The organism is Paracoccus sp. MKU1 (genome assembly GCF_001447385.1).
Classification (GTDB): Bacteria; Pseudomonadota; Alphaproteobacteria; order Rhodobacterales; family Rhodobacteraceae; genus Paracoccus.
In genome coordinates, this window is the sequence record NZ_LLWQ01000222.1 from 21748 (window position 1) to 38248 (window position 16501).

A 16501-nucleotide genomic window follows, 5' to 3' on the forward strand; every position below is an offset into this window, starting at 1 on the left:
CAATGGGGCTCAGAGCCCCGGCCCCTCGCCCCCACCCGACCCCCTTACTCCTCGACCACCTCCAGCACGCCGGGAATAACGCGCAGGGCCTGGCGGGCGGGGGTGGTGAGCGGCGCATCCTCGGCGATCTCGATATCGACCAAATCGGCGCCGTCCTTCAGCCGCAGCAAGATCGGACCGCGGGCGCGGGCGGGGGCACTGACCTCGGCCTGGATGCGCGCCAGCGCCTCGGCGACGCCGGGCACCGCATCCAGCCCGGCGATCTCGATCGCCAGGCAATTTGCGCCCGCATCGGCCACCGCCTGATCCAGCGGCATGACCGAGCGCGCGAGCAGCTTGACCTGGTCGCCAGAGGGCTCGACCTGCACCTGCAAGACCACGTTCTCGCCCGGCTCCAGGTGCTGGCGATGCGCGTCCAGCGTATCCGAGAACACCGTGACCTCGTAAAGCCCAGTCGGATCGGACAGGCCGACAAAGGCGAAGCGGGTGCCGCGCGCGGATTTCTTTTCCTGGCGATGCGCGACGGTGCCGGCCAGCTGCGCCACCAGCGCGCCGTCGGCCGCCGCCTGCGTCACCTCGGCCAGCGTCTGCACCCCCTTGCGGCGCAGCGCCGGCTGGTAGTCGTCCAGCGGATGGCCCGAAAGATAGAAGCCCACCGCCGCATGTTCCTCGGCCAGCTTCTCGGCCGGCATCCAGACCGGTGCGGCGACCGGCCGCGGCGGCGGCAGATCCTCGCCCCCGCCGAACAGCGAGGACTGGCTGGAGGCCGCCGCCGCCTGCACCGCCGCCGACCAGGCCACCAGCCCGTCCAGCGATTTCAGCACCCGCGCCCGGTTCGGTTCCAGCGCGTCGAAGGCGCCGGCGCGGGCCAGCATCTCCAGCGGCCGCTTGCCCACCCGGCGCATGTCCACGCGGCGGGCGAAGTCGTGCAGGTCGGCAAAGGGCTGGCCGCCGCGGGCCTGCACGATCAGGTTCATCGCCTCGACCCCCACGCCCTTCAGCGCGCCGAGCGCATAGAGGATCTTGCCATCCCGGACGCTGAACAGGGCCTCCGAGCGGTTGACGCAGGGCGGCACGGTCTCGATCCCCATCCGGTCGGCCTCGCGTTTATAGACGGCGAGCTTGTCGGTCAGATGAATGTCGCAGTTCATCACCGCGGCCATGAACTCGACCGGGTGATTGGCCTTCAGCCAGGCGGTCTGGTAGCTGACCACGGCATAGGCCGCCGCATGCGACTTGTTGAAGCCGTAATTGGCAAATTTCTCAAGCAGGTCAAAGACCTCTCCGGCTTTCTTCGTGTCGATTCCCTGTGCCTTGCAGCCCTCGACGAATTTCGGCCGTTCCTTGGCCATCTCCTCGGCGATCTTCTTGCCCATGGCGCGGCGCAGCAGGTCGGCGCCGCCCAGCGAATAGCCGGCCATGACCTGCGCGATCTGCATCACCTGCTCCTGATAGACGATGATGCCCTGGGTCTCGGCCAGGATGTGGTCGATGGAAGGATGAATGGATTCAAGCGGCCGCAGGCCGTTCTTCACCTCGCAATAGGTCGGGATGTTCTCCATCGGGCCGGGGCGATACAGCGCCACCAGCGCCACGATGTCCTCGATGCAGGTCGGCTTCATGCGCCGTAGCGCGTCCATCATGCCCGAGCTTTCGACCTGGAACACCGCTACGGTGCGGGCGCTGGCGAAAAGATCGTAGCTGGGCTTGTCGTCCAGCGGGATGGCATTGATCTGGTTCTCGGCCCCCTTGGCGGGCTCGTAGAGCTGACGCCCGTCTGCGGCGACATGCAGCGGCCGACCGCCGGCATTGATCAGGTCCACCGCATTCTGGATCACCGTCAGGGTCTTGAGGCCGAGGAAGTCGAACTTCACCAGCCCCGCCTGCTCGACCCATTTCATGTTGAACTGCGTCGCCGGCATGTCGGATGCCGGGTCGCGGTAAAGCGGCACCAGCCGGTGCAGCGGCCGGTCGCCGATCACCACGCCGGCGGCATGGGTCGAGGCATTGCGCAGCAGCCCCTCGATCTTGGCGGCATAGTCCAGCAGGCGGTTCACCACCTCTTCCTTGGCCGCCTCGCGCAGGCGCGGCTCGTCGGCCAGCGCCTTGGTGACGCTGACCGGCTTCACGCCCTCGACCGGGATCATCTTGGACAGCCGGTCCACCTGGCCGAAGGGCAGCTGCAACACCCGGCCGACGTCGCGCACCGCGGCCTTGGACAGCAGCGCGCCGAAGGTGATGATCTGGCCGACCTTGTCGCGGCCGTATTTCTCTTGCACATATTGGATCACCTCCTCGCGGCGATCCATGCAGAAGTCAATGTCGAAGTCGGGCATCGAGACCCGCTCGGGGTTGAGAAACCGCTCGAAGAGCAGGCTGTAACGGATTGGATCCAGGTCGGTAATCGTCAGCGCATAGGCGACCAGAGACCCCGCACCCGAGCCGCGGCCGGGCCCCACAGGGATGCCGTGTTCCTTGGCCCATTTGATGAAGTCGGCAACGATCAGGAAATAGCCGGGAAAGCCCATCTGCTCGATGATGCCCAGCTCGAAGCGCAGGCGTTCCTCGTATTCCTCGACCGTGGCGGAATGCGGGATCACTGCCAGCCGGGCGCGCAGGCCGTCCCAGGCCTGGCGGCGCAGCTCCTCGACCTCGTCATCGGCGAAGCGCGGCAGGATCGGCTTGTGCTTCTTGACCGCGAAGGCGCAGCGGCGGGCGATCTCGACGGTGTTCTGGATCGCCTCGGGCAGGTCGGCGAACAGCGTCGCCATCTCGGCGGCGGTCTTGAAGTAATGCTGCGGGGTCAGCCGGCGGCGCGGCGCGGTCTGGTCGACATAGGCGCGGTCCGAGATGCAGATCAGCGCGTCATGGGCGTCGAAAAGCTCGGCTTTAGGGAAATACACGTCGTTGGTGGCGACCAGCGGCAGGTCGAGCGCATAGGCGATGTCGATCATGCCGCCTTCGGAACCCGCCTCCTCGGGAACCGGCTGGCCCTCGGCATCGTGATGGCGCTGCAACTCAACGTAAAGCCTTGTCGGGAAGGCGGCGGACAGACGCTGGGCCAGAGCGCGCGCCTCGGCCTGCCGGCCTTGCAGCACCAGTTGACCCAGCGGGCCGCCGGCGCCGCCGGTCAGGCAGATCAGCCCCTCGGCATGGGCCTCCAGTTCCTCGGGGGTCACATGCGGCAGCGCATGGTCGTCGCGCAGGTAGAGGCAGGTGGACAGTTCCATCAGGTTCAGCCAGCCGGCCTCGTTCTGCGCCAGCAGCACCACCGGGCCCGTGACCTCGGCTTGCAGCGTCACCTGGCAGCCGATGATCGGCTGCACGCCCGCGTCCTGCGCCTTGACCGAGAATTCCAGCGCCGCGAACAAGGCGTTGCTGTCGGTCAGCGCGACGGCGGGCATGCCGTTCTGCGCCGCAAGATCGGCGAGCTTCTTGACCGGCACCGCGCCTTCCAGCAGCGAATGTTCGGAATGGGTGCGCAGGTGGATGAATCGGGGGGAATTTTCAGGCATGGCGCCAATTTAGGGGCGACCTGCCCAACTGTGCAATTGCCCCTCGGCGGAAAACCGCTAATCTTGCGCAAAAAGCAGCGAGGCCCGCGACAGTGAGCAATGTTTTCCGGGCCGAAGGCCTGGGCAAGACCTATCCCGGCGTGCGCGCCAACGACGACGTGTCCTTCGCGGTCGAGGCCGGCGAGATCCACGCCCTTCTGGGCGAGAACGGCGCCGGCAAGTCCACGCTGGTCAAGATGATCTACGGGCTGGTGCGGCCGGACGAGGGGCGGATGGCCCTGTTGGGCACCCCCTATGCGCCGCATGACCCGCGCGCCGCCCGTGCCGCCGGCGTCGCCATGGTGTTCCAGCATTTCAGCCTGTTCGACGCGCTGACCGTGGCCGAGAACATCGCGCTGGGGATGGAAAACCCACCGCCGCGCGCGGAACTTGCGCGCCGTATCGCCGAGCTGTCGCAGGGCTACGGGCTGCCGCTGAACCCGGCGCGGCGGATCGCCGCGCTGTCGGCGGGCGAGCGGCAGCGGGTCGAGATCCTGCGCTGCCTGCTGCAAAACCCGCGCCTGCTGATCATGGACGAGCCCACCTCGGTTCTGACCCCGCAGGAGGCCGAGATCCTGTTCGCCACCCTGCGGCAACTGGCCGAGGCCGGCACGGCGATCCTCTATATCAGCCACAAGCTGGAAGAAATCCGCAGCCATTGCGACCGCGCCACCATCCTGCGCCAGGGCAAGGTGGTGGGCACGGTCGATCCGCGCGCCCATTCCGCGCGCGAACTGGCGGCGATGATGGTCGGGGCCGAGATGCGGCTGGTGGACCGCTCGGGGCGCAAGCCCGGTGCGCCGGTGCTGGAGGTGCGCGGCCTGTCCACGGCGGACGGCGAGGGCGTGGCGCTGAAGGACATCGCGCTGAGCCTGCGGACGGGCGAGATCCTGGGCATCGGCGGCGTCGCCGGCAACGGGCAGGAGGAGCTGCTTTCGGCGCTGTCGGGCGAGACGGCGACCACGCCCGGCACCGTGCTGCTGGAGGGTCGCGACCTCTCCGCCGCCGGCCCCGAGGCGCGGCGCCGCGCCGGGCTGCTCGCCGCGCCCGAAGACCGGCTGGGCCATGCCGCCGTGCCCGAATTCAGCCTGGCGGAAAACACGCTGCTGACCGCCGGGACACGGCAGGGGCTGATCCGCAAGGGCCTGATCGACCGCAAGGCGGCCACGGCTTTCGCGCAACAGGTGATCCGCGCCTTCGACGTGCGCACCCCCGGTCCCGGCACGGCGGCGGGCGCGCTGTCGGGCGGCAATTTGCAGAAATTCGTCATCGGCCGCGAGGTGCTGGGCCGGCCGCGGGCGCTGGTGGTGAACCAGCCGACCTGGGGCGTCGATGCCGGCGCCGCCGCGGCCATCCGCCAGGCGCTGCTGGATCTGGCCGCGCAGGGCGCCGGGCTGATCGTCAACAGCCAGGACCTGGACGAATTGCTGGAGCTGTCGGACCGCTTCTGCGCCCTGAACCAGGGGCGGCTGTCCGCCCCCCGCCCGACCGAGGGGCTGACCGTCGAGGAGATCGGCCTGATGCTGGGCGGCGCCCATGGCATGGAGGTGGCGCATGTTCCGGCTTGAGCCCCGCACCTCGGCACCGCTGGTCTGGCAGGTCGCGACGCCGGTTCTTGCCGTGCTGGCCACCATGATCGTCGGCGGCGCGCTGTTCGCCGCCATGGGCTTCGACCCGCTGGCCGCTATCCGCACCATCTTCTGGGACCCGCTGTTCGGTCCCGCCGCCGGCTATTCGCGGCCGCAGCTGCTGGTCAAGGCCGGGCCGCTGATCCTGATCGCCTGCGGCCTGGCGCTGGGGTTCCGCGCCGGGATCTGGAACATCGGCGCCGAGGGGCAATATATCATCGGCGCGATCTGCGGCGCCGCGGTGGCGCTGACCGCCTATCCGCTGGACGCCTTCTGGATCTTTCCGGCGATGATCCTGGCCGGGGCGCTTGGCGGCTGGGCCTGGGGCATGGTCCCGGCGCTGCTGCGGAACTGGTTCGGGGCCTCCGAGATCCTGGTCTCGCTGATGCTGGTCTATGTGGCGCAGAAGATCGCCGCCTGGATGGCCTTCGGCCCGATGAAGAACCCCGAGGGCTTCAACTTCCCCGGCTCGCGCAATCTGCAACAATATGACGCCGCCTCGAACCCCGAACTGATCGCCAATTCCGGCCTGCATTGGGGCGGCGTGGCGGCGGTGCTGGCCCTGGCGGCGACCTGGTTCGTCATGTCGCGCCACGTCCTGGGCTTTCACATCCGCACCGCCGGCGCCGCGCCCCGCGCCGCCCGCTTCGCCGGCGTGCGCCCCGAGCGGCTGGTGGCGCTGTGCCTGGGCGTCTCGGGCGCGCTGGCGGGCCTGGCCGGGCTTTTCGAGGTTGCGGGCCCGGCCGGTCAGATCACCGAGAGCTTCGGCTCGGGCTACGGCTTCACCGCGATCATCGTGGCCTTCCTGGGCCGGCTGCATCCGCTGGGCATCCTGCTGGCCGGACTGCTCATGGCGCTGACCTATATTGGCGGGGAACTGGCGCAGATGATGCTGAACCTGCCCGCCGCGACGGTGCAGGTCTTCCAGGGAATGCTGCTGTTCTTCCTGCTCGGCTTCGACATCCTGACCCGCTATCGCATCCGGAGGCGCGCATGATGATCGACCCGCTTTCCGTCTTCATCCTGCTGCTCGGCGCCGCCACGCCGATCCTGTTCGCCGGGCTTGGCGAACTGGTCGTGGAGCGCGCCGGCGTGCTGAACCTGGGTGTCGAGGGCATGATGATCGGCGGCGCGCTGGCGGGCTTCGCCGTCGCCCATGCCAGCGGCAGCACGGCGCTGGGGTTCCTGGCGGCCGCCATTGCCGGGGCGGCGCTGTCGATGATCTTCGCGGTGCTGACGCAATTCCTGCTGTCCAACCAGGTCGCCACGGGCCTCGCGCTGACGCTGTTCGGCCTGGGGCTGACCGCCATGTTCGGCAAGCCCTATGAAGGGATGAAGGCGCCGGCGATGATGCCGGGCCCCCTGGGCCTGAACTGGATGATCTGGCTCGGCATCGCGCTGGTTCCGCTGGTCTGGTGGTTCCTCGCTCGCGCGCAGCCCGGGCTGATCCTGCGCGCCGTGGGCGAGAACCACGACGCCGCCCACGGCCTCGGCTATCCGGTGCGGCGGGTGCGCATCCTCGCCATCGGTTTCGGCGGCGCGCTGGCCGGAATGGGCGGCGCCTATATCTCCATCGCCACGGTGCTGCAATGGACCGAGGGCATGACCGCCGGCGCCGGCTGGATCGCGCTGGCCATCGTGGTCTTCGCGCAATGGAACCCCTGGGGGGTTCTGGCCGGTGCCTGGCTGTTCGGCGGCGTCACCGTGCTGCAACTGCGCCTGCAGGCGGCCGGGGTCGCGGTGCCGGTGCAACTGCTGTCCATGGCGCCCTATCTTGCCACGATCATCGTGCTGGTGCTGATCTCGGCCCGGCAGAAATTCGGCCGCTCGGGCGGGGCTGCTGCCCCCGGATCGCTGGGCAGGCCCTTCCACGCGCTGCGCTAGCGTAACCAACAGGAGACCATGATGAACCGCAGAACCCTTCTCGGCAGCGCTGCCGCCCTTGTGGCCGCCTCGGCCCTGCCCGCCTTTGCCCAGGATGAAAAGCTCAAGGTGGGCTTCATCTATGTCGGGCCGGTGGGCGACGGCGGCTGGACCTATCAGCACGACCTGGCCCGCCAGGCGGTCGAAAAGGAATATGGCGACCGCGTCCAGACCACCTTCATCGAAAGCGTCCCCGAGGGCGCCGATGCCGAGCGCGCCATCACCCAGCTGGCCCTGTCCGGCCACAAGCTGATCTTCACCACCAGCTTCGGCTTCATGGACGCCACGATCAACGTCGCCAAGAAGTTCCCGGACGTGAAATTCGAGCACGCCACCGGCTACAAGACCGCCGAGAACGTCGCCACCTACGACGCGCGCTTCTACGAGGGCCGCGCCGTCATGGGCACCATCGCCGGGCGCATGACCAAGTCGAACAAGATCGGCTATATCGGCTCGTTCCCGATCCCCGAGGTGGTGCAGGGCATCAACAGCTCGTATATCCACGCGAAGAAGGTGAACCCGGATGTCGAGATGAAGGTGGTCTGGGCCTATAGCTGGTTCGACCCCGCGAAAGAGGCCGATGCCGCCGCCGCGCTGATCGCCGAGGGCGTGGACGTGATCCTGCAACACACCGACTCGACCGCGCCGCTGGCCAAGGCGCAGGAGGCCGGCGCCATCGGCTTCGGCCAGGCCAGCGACATGGCGGCCTTCAAGCCGACGCCGCGGGTCTCGTCGATCATCGACAACTGGGCGCCCTATTACGTCAAGCGCGTCGGCGAGGTGCTGGACGGCAGCTGGACATCGCATTCGGTCTGGCTGGGCATCGGCGACGGCGAGGTCGAGATCGGCGAGATCACCGAGGCCGTTCCCGCCGAAGTCAAGGAAGAGGCGCTGGCGCTGAAGGACAGGATCGCCTCGGGCGAATACCACCCCTTCACCGGGCCGCTGAAGAAGCAGGACGGCAGCGACTGGCTGGCCGAGGGCCAGACCGCCAGCGACCAGGACCTGTCCTCGATGAATTTCTATGTCGAGGGCATCACGGCACCGATGCCGAAGTAACGACACAAAGCAAAACCGGGGTCTTGGCCCCGGTTTCCCGTCACGCCGGCAGGGCCGTCACTCCAGATGGCTTTCCAGGAACCACAGATCCTTGTCCGCCGTGCGCGAGGCGGCGGTGAACAGGTCAGCGGTATCGGCATCGCCCGCCTCGTCGGTGGCGTCGATAGCGGCACGGACCTTTTCGCCGTAATCGCGCATCCGCTCGCAGATGGCCTTGATATGATCCTCGGCCTTGGTCAGGTCGGTCGGGTATTCCTTCAGCGTGCTGGTCTTGGCCACCTTCTCGACCGTGCCGACGGCCACGCCATCCAGCACCTGCACGCGCTCGGCCATCATGTCCACATGCTCGTCCAGCCGCGCCTTGACTGTGTCGAACAACTCATGCACCGCGATGAAGTTGCGGCCCTTGACGTTCCAATGCGCCTGCTTGATTGCCGCCGACAGCGCCAGCGCGTCAGCCAGGCGGGCATTCAACTCGGCGATCGCGGTCTTGCGGGCATTGTCGCTGAGCCCTTTGACATTCACGGCCATGAAACTCTCCTTCGTCAGGTTCACCCCTGAAACGAAGGCAGCCGCACGGCGGTTCCCCGCGACGCTGGGTCAAACCACCCCAACCAAAGAAAAAGGGCGGCGCTTTCCATCGAAAGCACCGCCCCGAAACCTTCTCAGAGCAGGATCAGACCGCGCCCTGGATGAACTTCACCGCATCGCCGAAGGTCTGGATCGTCTCGGCGGCATCGTCCGGGATCTCGATGCCGAACTCTTCCTCGAATGCCATGACCAGCTCGACAGTATCCAGCGAATCGGCGCCGAGATCGTCGATGAACGAGGCGGTCTCCGTGACCTTCTCCTCATCGACACCCAGGTGCTCGACGACAATTTTCTTCACGCGATCAGCGATATCGCTCATGTCTCTTCCTCGTTTTCGCGGGCAATCCGCCCAGATGTTCCAGCGATTGCCGGTCAGAGCCCAGGGCGGTTCCCCTGCGGCCTTGTTTGCGGGATATAGCACGCGAACGTGATCTTGCAACCCGCATAAACCACGTTCAGATCATCGCCATGCCGCCGTTGACATGCAGGGTCGCGCCGGTGACATAGCCCGCCTCGGGGCTGGCCAGATACAGCACGGCAGCGGCGATTTCCTGGGCCGAACCCATGCGGCCGGCGGGAATCTGCGTCAGGATCCGGCCCTTCTGCTCGTCGTTCAGCTTGTCGGTCATCGCGGTCTCGATGAAGCCGGGCGCCACGCAGTTCACGGTGATCCCGCGCGAGGCGACCTCATAGGCGAGGCTCTTCGACATGCCGACCAGCCCCGCCTTGGCGGCGGCGTAATTGCCCTGCCCCGGATTGCCGGTGGTGCCGACGACCGAGCCGATATTCACGACCCGGCCCCAGCGCGCCTTCATCATGCCGCGCAGCACTCCGCGGCACAGCCGGAAGCTCGAGGTCAGGTTGACCTCCAGCACCTGCGCCCATTCCTCGTCGGACATGCGCATGAACAGGTTGTCGCGGGTGATGCCGGCATTGTTGACCAGGATATCGACCGAGCCCATGGCCTCGGCCGCCGCCTTGGGCAGCGCCTCGACCGCCGCCGCATCGGCCAGGTTGGCGGTGACGACATGCGCCCGCGCGCCCAGCTTTTCCGCCAGCTCCCGCAGCGGCGCCTCGCGCGTACCCGACAGCGCCACCGTGGCCCCGGCGGCATGCAGAGCCTCCGCCACCGCCCCGCCGATCCCGCCCGACGCCCCGGTCACAAGGGCATTCTTACCCGTCAGATCAAACATCAGGTCTTTCTCCGTTTTCCAAATACTCCGGGGGAATCCCGCAGGGATGGGGGCGGAGCCCCCTTACGCCTTCAGCACCGCGATATCCGCCGGGGCACCGATATTCTTCACCACGGCATCCTTGGCGATGCGCTTGATCATGCCCGACAGCGCCTTGCCGGCGCCGATCTCCCAGAACTCCGTCACCCCGGCCCCGGCCAGGAACTCGACCGACTCGCGCCAGCGCACGGCGCCCGTCACCTGCTCGACCAGCAGCCGCCGGATGGCGCCCGGCTCGGTCACCGGCTCGGCGCGGACATTGGCGACCAGCGGCACGGCGGGGGCGGCGATCTCGACCGCGGCCAGCGCCTCGGCCATCACCGCCGCCGCCGGCTGCATCAGCGCCGAATGGAACGGGGCCGAGACCGGCAGCATCAGCGCCCGCTTGGCGCCGCGCTCCTTGGCCAGCGCCGCCGCACGCTCCACGGCAGCCTTGTGGCCCGAGATCACCACCTGCGCCGGATCGTTGTCATTGGCGGCCTGGCAGACCTCGCCTTCGGCCGCGTCGCGGGCGATCTGGTCCACCGCGGCGAAATCCAGGCCCAGGATCGCCGCCATGGCGCCCTGCCCGACCGGCACCGCCTCCTGCATGGCCTGGCCGCGCAGGCGCAAAAGCCGCGCGGTATCGGCAAGGCTCAGGGCGCCGGCCGCGCAAAGCGCCGAATACTCGCCCAGGGAATGGCCGGCGACGAAATCCGCGTCCTGGATGCCGAAACCCTCGGCCTCCAGCGCCCGGAAAGCCGCCAGCGAAGTCGCCATCAATGCCGGCTGGGCGTTCTGGGTCAGGGTCAGCGTCTCGATATCGCCGTTCCAGATCAGGTCGGACAGGCTCTCTCCCAGCGCTTCGTCCACCTCGGCAAAGACCTCGCGCGCCGCCGGATAGGCCTCGGCCAGCTCGCGCCCCATGCCGACGACCTGGGCGCCCTGCCCCGGAAATACGAATGCCCGCATCGCGGAATCCCTTCTGTCTTATGTCTTTGTGACAGCCTTAGCCCGCGACGGGACGTCCCGCAACCGCGCCGCTCAGCGCGGAATCACGATCTCGGCCCGCAACCCGCCCAGCCGCTCGCCCTCGCCCAGCCGCAACTGGCCGCCATGGGCGCGGGCGATGTCGGCGGCGATGGACAGGCCCAGCCCCACCCCCTGTCCGCGGTTCTGGTTCCGCGCCGGGTCGAGTCGGGTAAAGGGCTTCAACGCCTCCTCGCGCTTCTCGGCTGGGATGCCGGGTCCGTCATCCTCGACCGAGACGCGGAAATAGCTCGGCCCCAGCGCCGCCTCGACCTCGGCGCGCTTGCCATAGCGCACGGCATTGCCGATCAGGTTCTCGATGGCGCGGCGCAGGCTGTCGCGGCGAAAGGTGGCGCGGCCGGCCCCATCGCCCGAGACCGAATGCAGCACCACCTGCTGGCCGCCCCGCTGCGCATCGGCCACGATGCCGCGGACGAAATCAAGCGCCGGCACCGGCTCGGGCGGCGCGTCCTGCGCCGCGTCGCGGGCATGGTCCAGAAAGGCATCGACCATGGTGCCCATCGCCGCCACATCGCTTTCCAGCGCCGCGATCTCCTCGGGATCGGGCGGGTAGTCGGAGCTCAGCATCGACAGGCCCAGCCGCAGCCGGGTCAGCGGCGTGCGCAGGTCATGGCTCACCCCCGAGAGCATCTGCTTGCGCTGCTCGTTCTGGCGCTCGATGCGGGCGCGCATCTCCAGAAAGGCGGTACCGGCGCTGCGGATCTCGCTGGCACCGGCGGGACGATAGGAAATGATCCGCCCCTTGCCATATTCCTCGGCCGCCCGCGCCAGCCGCTTGATCGGGCGCAGCTGGTTGCGCAGGAAGATCGTCGCGATCGCCGTCATCAGCAGCGAGGTGCCGACCATCAGCACCAGCAGCTGATGCGGATTCGAGGCGCTGACCCGGCTGCGCGGAAACACCAGCCGGTAATCCCCCCAGCGGCCCTGAAGCGTCACCCGCACCTCGCGCCGGTGGCTCAGGTCGACGGCACGCACGGCGGGCACGCGCCCGTGCAGCTCGGCAATGACGATTCGCCCCGAGAGGTCGTAAAAGGCCCGCCAATCCGCGCCCGGTTCGGCGGGCAGGATCAGCTCCAGCCCCAGCGGCCCGGCGACTTCGCCGGCCGAATCATGCGCCGCCGCGATATCCGGCGCCGCCTCGATCCGCGCCACGACCAGCGCGACCTCGCGCGCCATGCCCGAGGTCATCTGCCGCGTCACGTCCTCGAAATGGCGTTGTAGGAACATGATGGTGACGACGATGGTCACCACCACAACCGGCAGGAACAGGATCAGCGCCGCCCGTCCGTAAAGCCCGCGCGGCATGGTCCGTTTCAGCCAGTCGAGATTCATCGCCTCTTGCCCCACACGGCCCTTGGAAACCGGGCCTTGCCATGGCTAGGTTAGCCCCATGACAAGCGCCGAGAAAGCCCTGCGGATCATCACCGCCGACAATCCCTCGCCCTTCACCGGGCCGGGCACCAACACCTTCCTGCTGGGACGCGAGCGGATCGCCGTGATCGATCCCGGCCCGGACCTTGCCGCGCATCGCCAGGCGATCCTGGCCGCCGCGGGATCCGGCCGCATCAGCCATATCTTCGTCACCCATGCGCATCTGGACCATTCCGGCGGCGCCCGGGCGCTGGCGCGGGCGACCGGCGCGCCGATCCTGGGCTTCGGCCCGGCCGAATCGGGCCGTTCGGCGGTGATGGAGCGGCTGGCACGCGAGGGCGCGATCGACGGCGGCGAGGGGCTGGACCGCGACTTCGCCCCCGATATCGCCCTGGCCGACGGCGCGGTGGTCGAGACCGACGAATGGCGCCTGGCCGCGCTGCACACGCCGGGCCATTTCGCCGGCCACCTGGCCTTTCGCCAGGAGGAGACGATCTTTTGCGGCGATGTGGTGATGGGCTGGTCCTCGACCATCATCTCGCCGCCGGACGGCGATCTGGCGGATTACTTCCGTTCTCTGGCGCGGCTCGATTCGGCGGGCGCGCGTGTGCTGCTCCCGGCGCATGGCGAGGCGATCGGCGACCCCTCGGCGCGCCTGGCCGAGCTTGCCGCGCATCGGCGCGAGCGCACGGTGCAGATCCTTTCGGCGCTGCGGGCCGGCCCCGCCACGGCCGAGGCCCTGGCGCGGCGAATCTACCGCATCCCGCCGGCGATGATTCCCGCGGCGACGCGCAACGTGCTGGCGCATCTGATCGCACTTTCCGAGCTTGGCGCGGTTTCGACCCCCGGCCCGATCGGCTCGGATTCGGTGTTTTCCGGGCATTGAATGTGCGCGGGACAAGAGGGACCGGGAATTTTCCATGCGGATGAAAAAAATGCGCAAACCCCTCTGGACGGCCCCAAAGAGCGAGGCTATACACCGCCCCGTGTTCCGGCGTAGCTCAGCGGTAGAGCAGTTGACTGTTAATCAATTGGTCGTAGGTTCGATCCCTACCGCCGGAGCCAATCAATAAGTAAGATATTGATTTTGCTACGATTTTATTAGCCTTTCTTCGGTGTGTCACACAAGAGTGTCACACAGCCGCCGCCAGGTTCGAGGGTCGCCCGCTCAACGCGAGGTCGATCGAAATGGTGGCCACACCATATCCTCCAACGCGGTCACAGCTATCACTGGCGACGACGCTTGCCTCGGTTGTCCACAGAAAACGGCGTCCTGCAGGTGCCACTCCGCACGACAGATCCGACGCGTGCCCGTATAATCGCTCGCAGATTGACTGCAGAGAGCGACCGAATGTTCGACGACATCCGCAACGAAATCCTGAGCCTCGCCGATGCTGCGAAGTGGCTGCGAAGTGGCTGCGCCATGTCGTCGCGGATGAAATGGCGCGCATCCAGCGAAATCGGGCCATCATATTCGCAGGCCGACGGCGGCGCTAGGTGTTTGATCCCACGGTTTGATGGTGCGATCCTTTATTTGGAATGGAAGGATGCCCTATGGGACAAATTCGCCATGGCAGCGCCACGACCACGCACGCTGTCCGAGCAGCAATACAGCGATCGCAAGCTTCGCTCGCGCAACTGAGCAGGGAGTTGGGCATCAACCCCAAGACCGTTGCTAAGTGGCGCAAGCGCGCGACGGTCGAGGATATGAAGACCGGGCCGTAGGAGCCGCGATCCACCGTCCTCACCGAAGCCGAGGAGGCGATGGTCGTGGCATTCCGGCGCCATACGCTGCTGCCATTAGACGATTGTCTCTACGCTCTGCAGCCCTCGATCCCCCACCTGACGCGATCAGCGCTGCACCGCTGTCTGCAGCGACATGGCATCTCGCGCTTGCCTGATATGGAGGGCGACAAGCCGAAGCGGTCGAAATTCAAACGCTACCCGATCGGCTTCTTCCACATCGACATAGCTGAGGTGCAGACAGCTGAAGGTAAGCTATATTTGTTCGTCGGCATCGACCGCACGAGCAAGTTCGCCGTGACCCAACTCGTCGATAAAGCCGACAGGAAGACAGCCTGGGAATTCCTTCAGCATATGCTTGAAGCCGTGCCCTACCAGGTTCACACCATTCTCACGGACAACGGAATCCAGTTCGCAGAGCAGCCGCGGAACCGGAACACCATCTACTCCCGGCCGATGCGCTTCGACATGATCTGTGAGGCAAACGGGATTGAGCACCGGCTGACCAAGCCCAACCATCCCTGGACCAACGGCCAGGTCGAACGGATGAACCGCACGATCAAGGACGCCACCGTCAAACGCTTCCACTACGAAACCCACGACCAGCTGCGAACGCACCTCGCCGACTTCATGGCGGCCTACAACTTCGCACGAAGGCTAAAGACCCTCGGCGGTCTCACGCCTTACGAATACATCTGCAAGATCTGGACACGCGACCACGAAAGACGCTTGGCTGGCAAACGCCGGCAGAGGCACTCGACCAGCTGCTCAAACAGGATATGATCGAAGGTGTTGCGACGACCGGTTGAATCCGCCCAGTATCTGAGCATTCGCTACAGTGAGCGGCTGGCGGAAGCTGGCATCGAACCATCGGTGGGCAGCGTCGGTGACAGCTATGACAATGCCTTGGCCGAGACAATCAACGGTCTGTTCAAAGCCGAGGTGATCTATCGACGGGAACCCTGGCGCAGTTTCGAGGCCGTAGAATATGCTACGCTCGAATGGGTCGACTGGTTTAACAACCGCCGTCTGCTCGAACCGATCGGGAACATCCCGCCTTCGGAAGCAGAGGCAAACTTCTACGCGGCTCTGGAAACTGAAGTCATGGCCGCGCAACTAATCCAAATCAGCCTCCGGCAAACCCGGCGCGGTTCAATTGCCAAACACCTTCTACCCTGCGCGCCTCGCCTGCGGAACCAGTGCCTCGGCATCAAACAGATAAATAGTAATTACCGATTCATAATATCTCTTCACAAAACTTGACCGGATGCGGGTGATTCCCCTACCCCTCGGCGCAGGTTCATTGCGAAGGGGAGGAACCATGCTGGAGGCGGTCTCGGAATACCGGGTCATCCTGGGGGTGATCGGCGCCGATTGCCATGCGGTCGGCAACAAGATCATCGCGGCGGTGCTGGGCCGGACCGGTATCACGGTGGTGAACCTGGGCGTTATGGTCAGCCAAGACGAGTTCATCCAGGCGGCCATCGAGGAAAGGGCCGATGCCATCCTGGTCTCGTCGATCTATGGCCATGGCGAGATCGACTGCCAGGACTTCCGCGCCCGCTGCGAGGAGCGCGGGCTGGGCGAGATCCTGCTTTATGTCGGCGGCAACCTGGTAATCGGCAAGCGCGCCTTCGCCGAGGTCGAGCAGCGCTTCCTCGAGATGGGCTTCGACCGGGTGTTTCCGCCGACCGTGCGGCTCGAGGACGTGGTGGAGCTGCTGAAGTCCGACATCCAGAGTCGCCGCCCGCTGGCCTATGGCCACAACACCGCCGCCTTCGGCATCACCGAACGCCTGTCGGCCTGATCCAGCGTTCCCGAACCCATGACCGAGATCACCAATACCCGACTGGACGACGCCACATTCGACGCCGAACGCCGCGAGGTGCTGCAAAGCTGATCCACCGGCCCCGACGTCGATTTCGAGGCCGGCGTGCGGCTGCAGGAGGCGCTGCCCGAGGCCAAGCGTTTCCCGCTGGCGCTCAGCCGCGCCGATGCCGAGAACCGCACCCTGCTGCAACCCCGCGCCGGGGTGGCCCTGCTGCGCGAGCATATCGCGCTGCTGAACGGGCTGGCCCCCTATTGCGACGTGCTGCCGACGACCATCGACGCCTATACCCGCCACAACCGCTATGCCGAGGCGCAGGAGGGCATCGACCGCTCGCGCGCGGCGGGCACCTCGCTGCTGAACGGCTTTCCCGCGGTCAACCATGGCGTCGACGGCTGCCGGCGGCTGGTCGAGGCGGTGGAGAAGCCGGTGCAGGTCCGGCACGGCACGCCCGATGCGCGGCTCCTGGCCGAGATCACGCTTTGCGCCGGGTTTTCCAGCTATGAGGGCGGCGGGATCTCCTACAACATCCCCTATGCCAAG

Annotated in this window: 14 protein-coding genes, 1 tRNA gene and 2 pseudogenes; 11 read left to right on the plus strand and 6 right to left on the minus strand. The window is 66.9% G+C overall.

Translation table 11 applies throughout. The features are described 5' to 3' along the window. Positions 1-44 precede the first annotated feature (44 nt). Positions 45-3515, minus strand: coding sequence for a DNA polymerase III subunit alpha (gene dnaE, locus AQY21_RS26335; protein WP_058100546.1), 3471 nt, complete (start codon positions 3513-3515; stop codon positions 45-47). 92 nt (positions 3516-3607) lie between these two features. On the opposite strand from dnaE, the gene AQY21_RS26340 reads away from it, so the two are divergent. Genes AQY21_RS26340 through AQY21_RS26355 form a run of 4 tightly spaced genes read left to right on the plus strand, consistent with a single transcriptional unit; the run spans position 3608 to position 8164 of the window. Further along, complete coding sequence (locus tag AQY21_RS26340; protein ID WP_058100547.1) at positions 3608-5122, plus strand: ABC transporter ATP-binding protein; 1515 nt, start codon at positions 3608-3610, stop codon at positions 5120-5122. Beyond that, on the plus strand, positions 5109-6179 hold the full coding sequence (locus AQY21_RS26345) for an ABC transporter permease (protein ID WP_058100548.1): 1071 nt from the start codon (positions 5109-5111) through the stop codon (positions 6177-6179). The genes AQY21_RS26340 and AQY21_RS26345 overlap by 14 nt, the downstream gene beginning before the upstream one ends. Beyond that, entirely contained in the window at positions 6176-7066 is an 891-nt protein-coding gene (locus AQY21_RS26350; protein WP_058100549.1) for an ABC transporter permease, read from the plus strand. The genes AQY21_RS26345 and AQY21_RS26350 overlap by 4 nt, the downstream gene beginning before the upstream one ends. Before the next feature lie 21 nt (positions 7067-7087). Continuing rightward, a complete protein-coding gene (locus AQY21_RS26355) occupies positions 7088-8164 on the plus strand; it encodes a BMP family ABC transporter substrate-binding protein (RefSeq protein WP_058100550.1) in 1077 nt (358 codons plus the stop codon). A gap of 57 nt (positions 8165-8221) precedes the next feature. Here AQY21_RS26355 and dps read toward each other — a convergent pair whose 3' ends face one another. The 5 genes from dps to AQY21_RS26380 all read right to left on the minus strand — a co-directional run bounded on the left by dps (position 8222) and on the right by AQY21_RS26380 (position 12348). After that, positions 8222-8695, minus strand: coding sequence for a DNA starvation/stationary phase protection protein Dps (dps, locus tag AQY21_RS26360; RefSeq protein WP_058100551.1), 474 nt, complete (start codon positions 8693-8695; stop codon positions 8222-8224). Positions 8696-8840: 145 nt separating this feature from the next. After that, on the minus strand, positions 8841-9074 hold the full coding sequence (locus AQY21_RS26365; protein WP_011748063.1) for an acyl carrier protein: 234 nt from the start codon (positions 9072-9074) through the stop codon (positions 8841-8843). 136 nt (positions 9075-9210) lie between these two features. After that, a complete protein-coding gene (gene fabG, locus AQY21_RS26370; RefSeq protein WP_058100552.1) occupies positions 9211-9948 on the minus strand; it encodes a 3-oxoacyl-ACP reductase FabG in 738 nt (245 codons plus the stop codon). A gap of 63 nt (positions 9949-10011) precedes the next feature. Next, complete coding sequence (gene fabD / locus AQY21_RS26375) at positions 10012-10938, minus strand: ACP S-malonyltransferase (RefSeq protein WP_058100553.1); 927 nt, start codon at positions 10936-10938, stop codon at positions 10012-10014. A gap of 72 nt (positions 10939-11010) precedes the next feature. Then, complete coding sequence (locus tag AQY21_RS26380; RefSeq protein WP_058100554.1) at positions 11011-12348, minus strand: ATP-binding protein; 1338 nt, start codon at positions 12346-12348, stop codon at positions 11011-11013. Between the two features lie 58 nt (positions 12349-12406). Here AQY21_RS26380 and AQY21_RS26385 point away from each other — a divergent pair, with 58 nt between their 5' ends. From AQY21_RS26385 to AQY21_RS26410, 7 genes and pseudogenes are all read left to right on the plus strand, one after another. Then, on the plus strand, positions 12407-13273 hold the full coding sequence (locus AQY21_RS26385; RefSeq protein ID WP_058100555.1) for an MBL fold metallo-hydrolase: 867 nt from the start codon (positions 12407-12409) through the stop codon (positions 13271-13273). A 104-nt stretch (positions 13274-13377) separates the two neighbouring features. Next, positions 13378-13452, plus strand: a tRNA-Asn gene (locus tag AQY21_RS26390). 52 nt (positions 13453-13504) lie between these two features. Next, entirely contained in the window at positions 13505-14029 is a 525-nt protein-coding gene (locus tag AQY21_RS30295) for a DUF6538 domain-containing protein (RefSeq protein WP_369807849.1), read from the plus strand. Continuing rightward, positions 13942-14856, plus strand: a pseudogene (locus tag AQY21_RS26400) (IS481 family transposase); the annotation flags it as partial. The gene AQY21_RS30295 and the pseudogene AQY21_RS26400, both read left to right, overlap by 88 nt. Before the next feature lie 87 nt (positions 14857-14943). Then, positions 14944-15393: pseudogene (locus AQY21_RS28180) on the plus strand (integrase core domain-containing protein); the annotation flags it as partial. Positions 15394-15451: 58 nt separating this feature from the next. After that, positions 15452-15937 carry a methylaspartate mutase subunit S gene (glmS, locus tag AQY21_RS26405; RefSeq protein WP_058100557.1) on the plus strand — a complete coding sequence of 162 codons (486 nt, stop codon included), beginning with the start codon at positions 15452-15454 and terminating at the stop codon, positions 15935-15937. Positions 15938-16063: 126 nt separating this feature from the next. Beyond that, positions 16064-16501, plus strand: a 438-nt coding sequence (locus AQY21_RS26410) for a hypothetical protein (RefSeq protein WP_203416685.1), incomplete at its 3' end; no start/stop codon positions are given.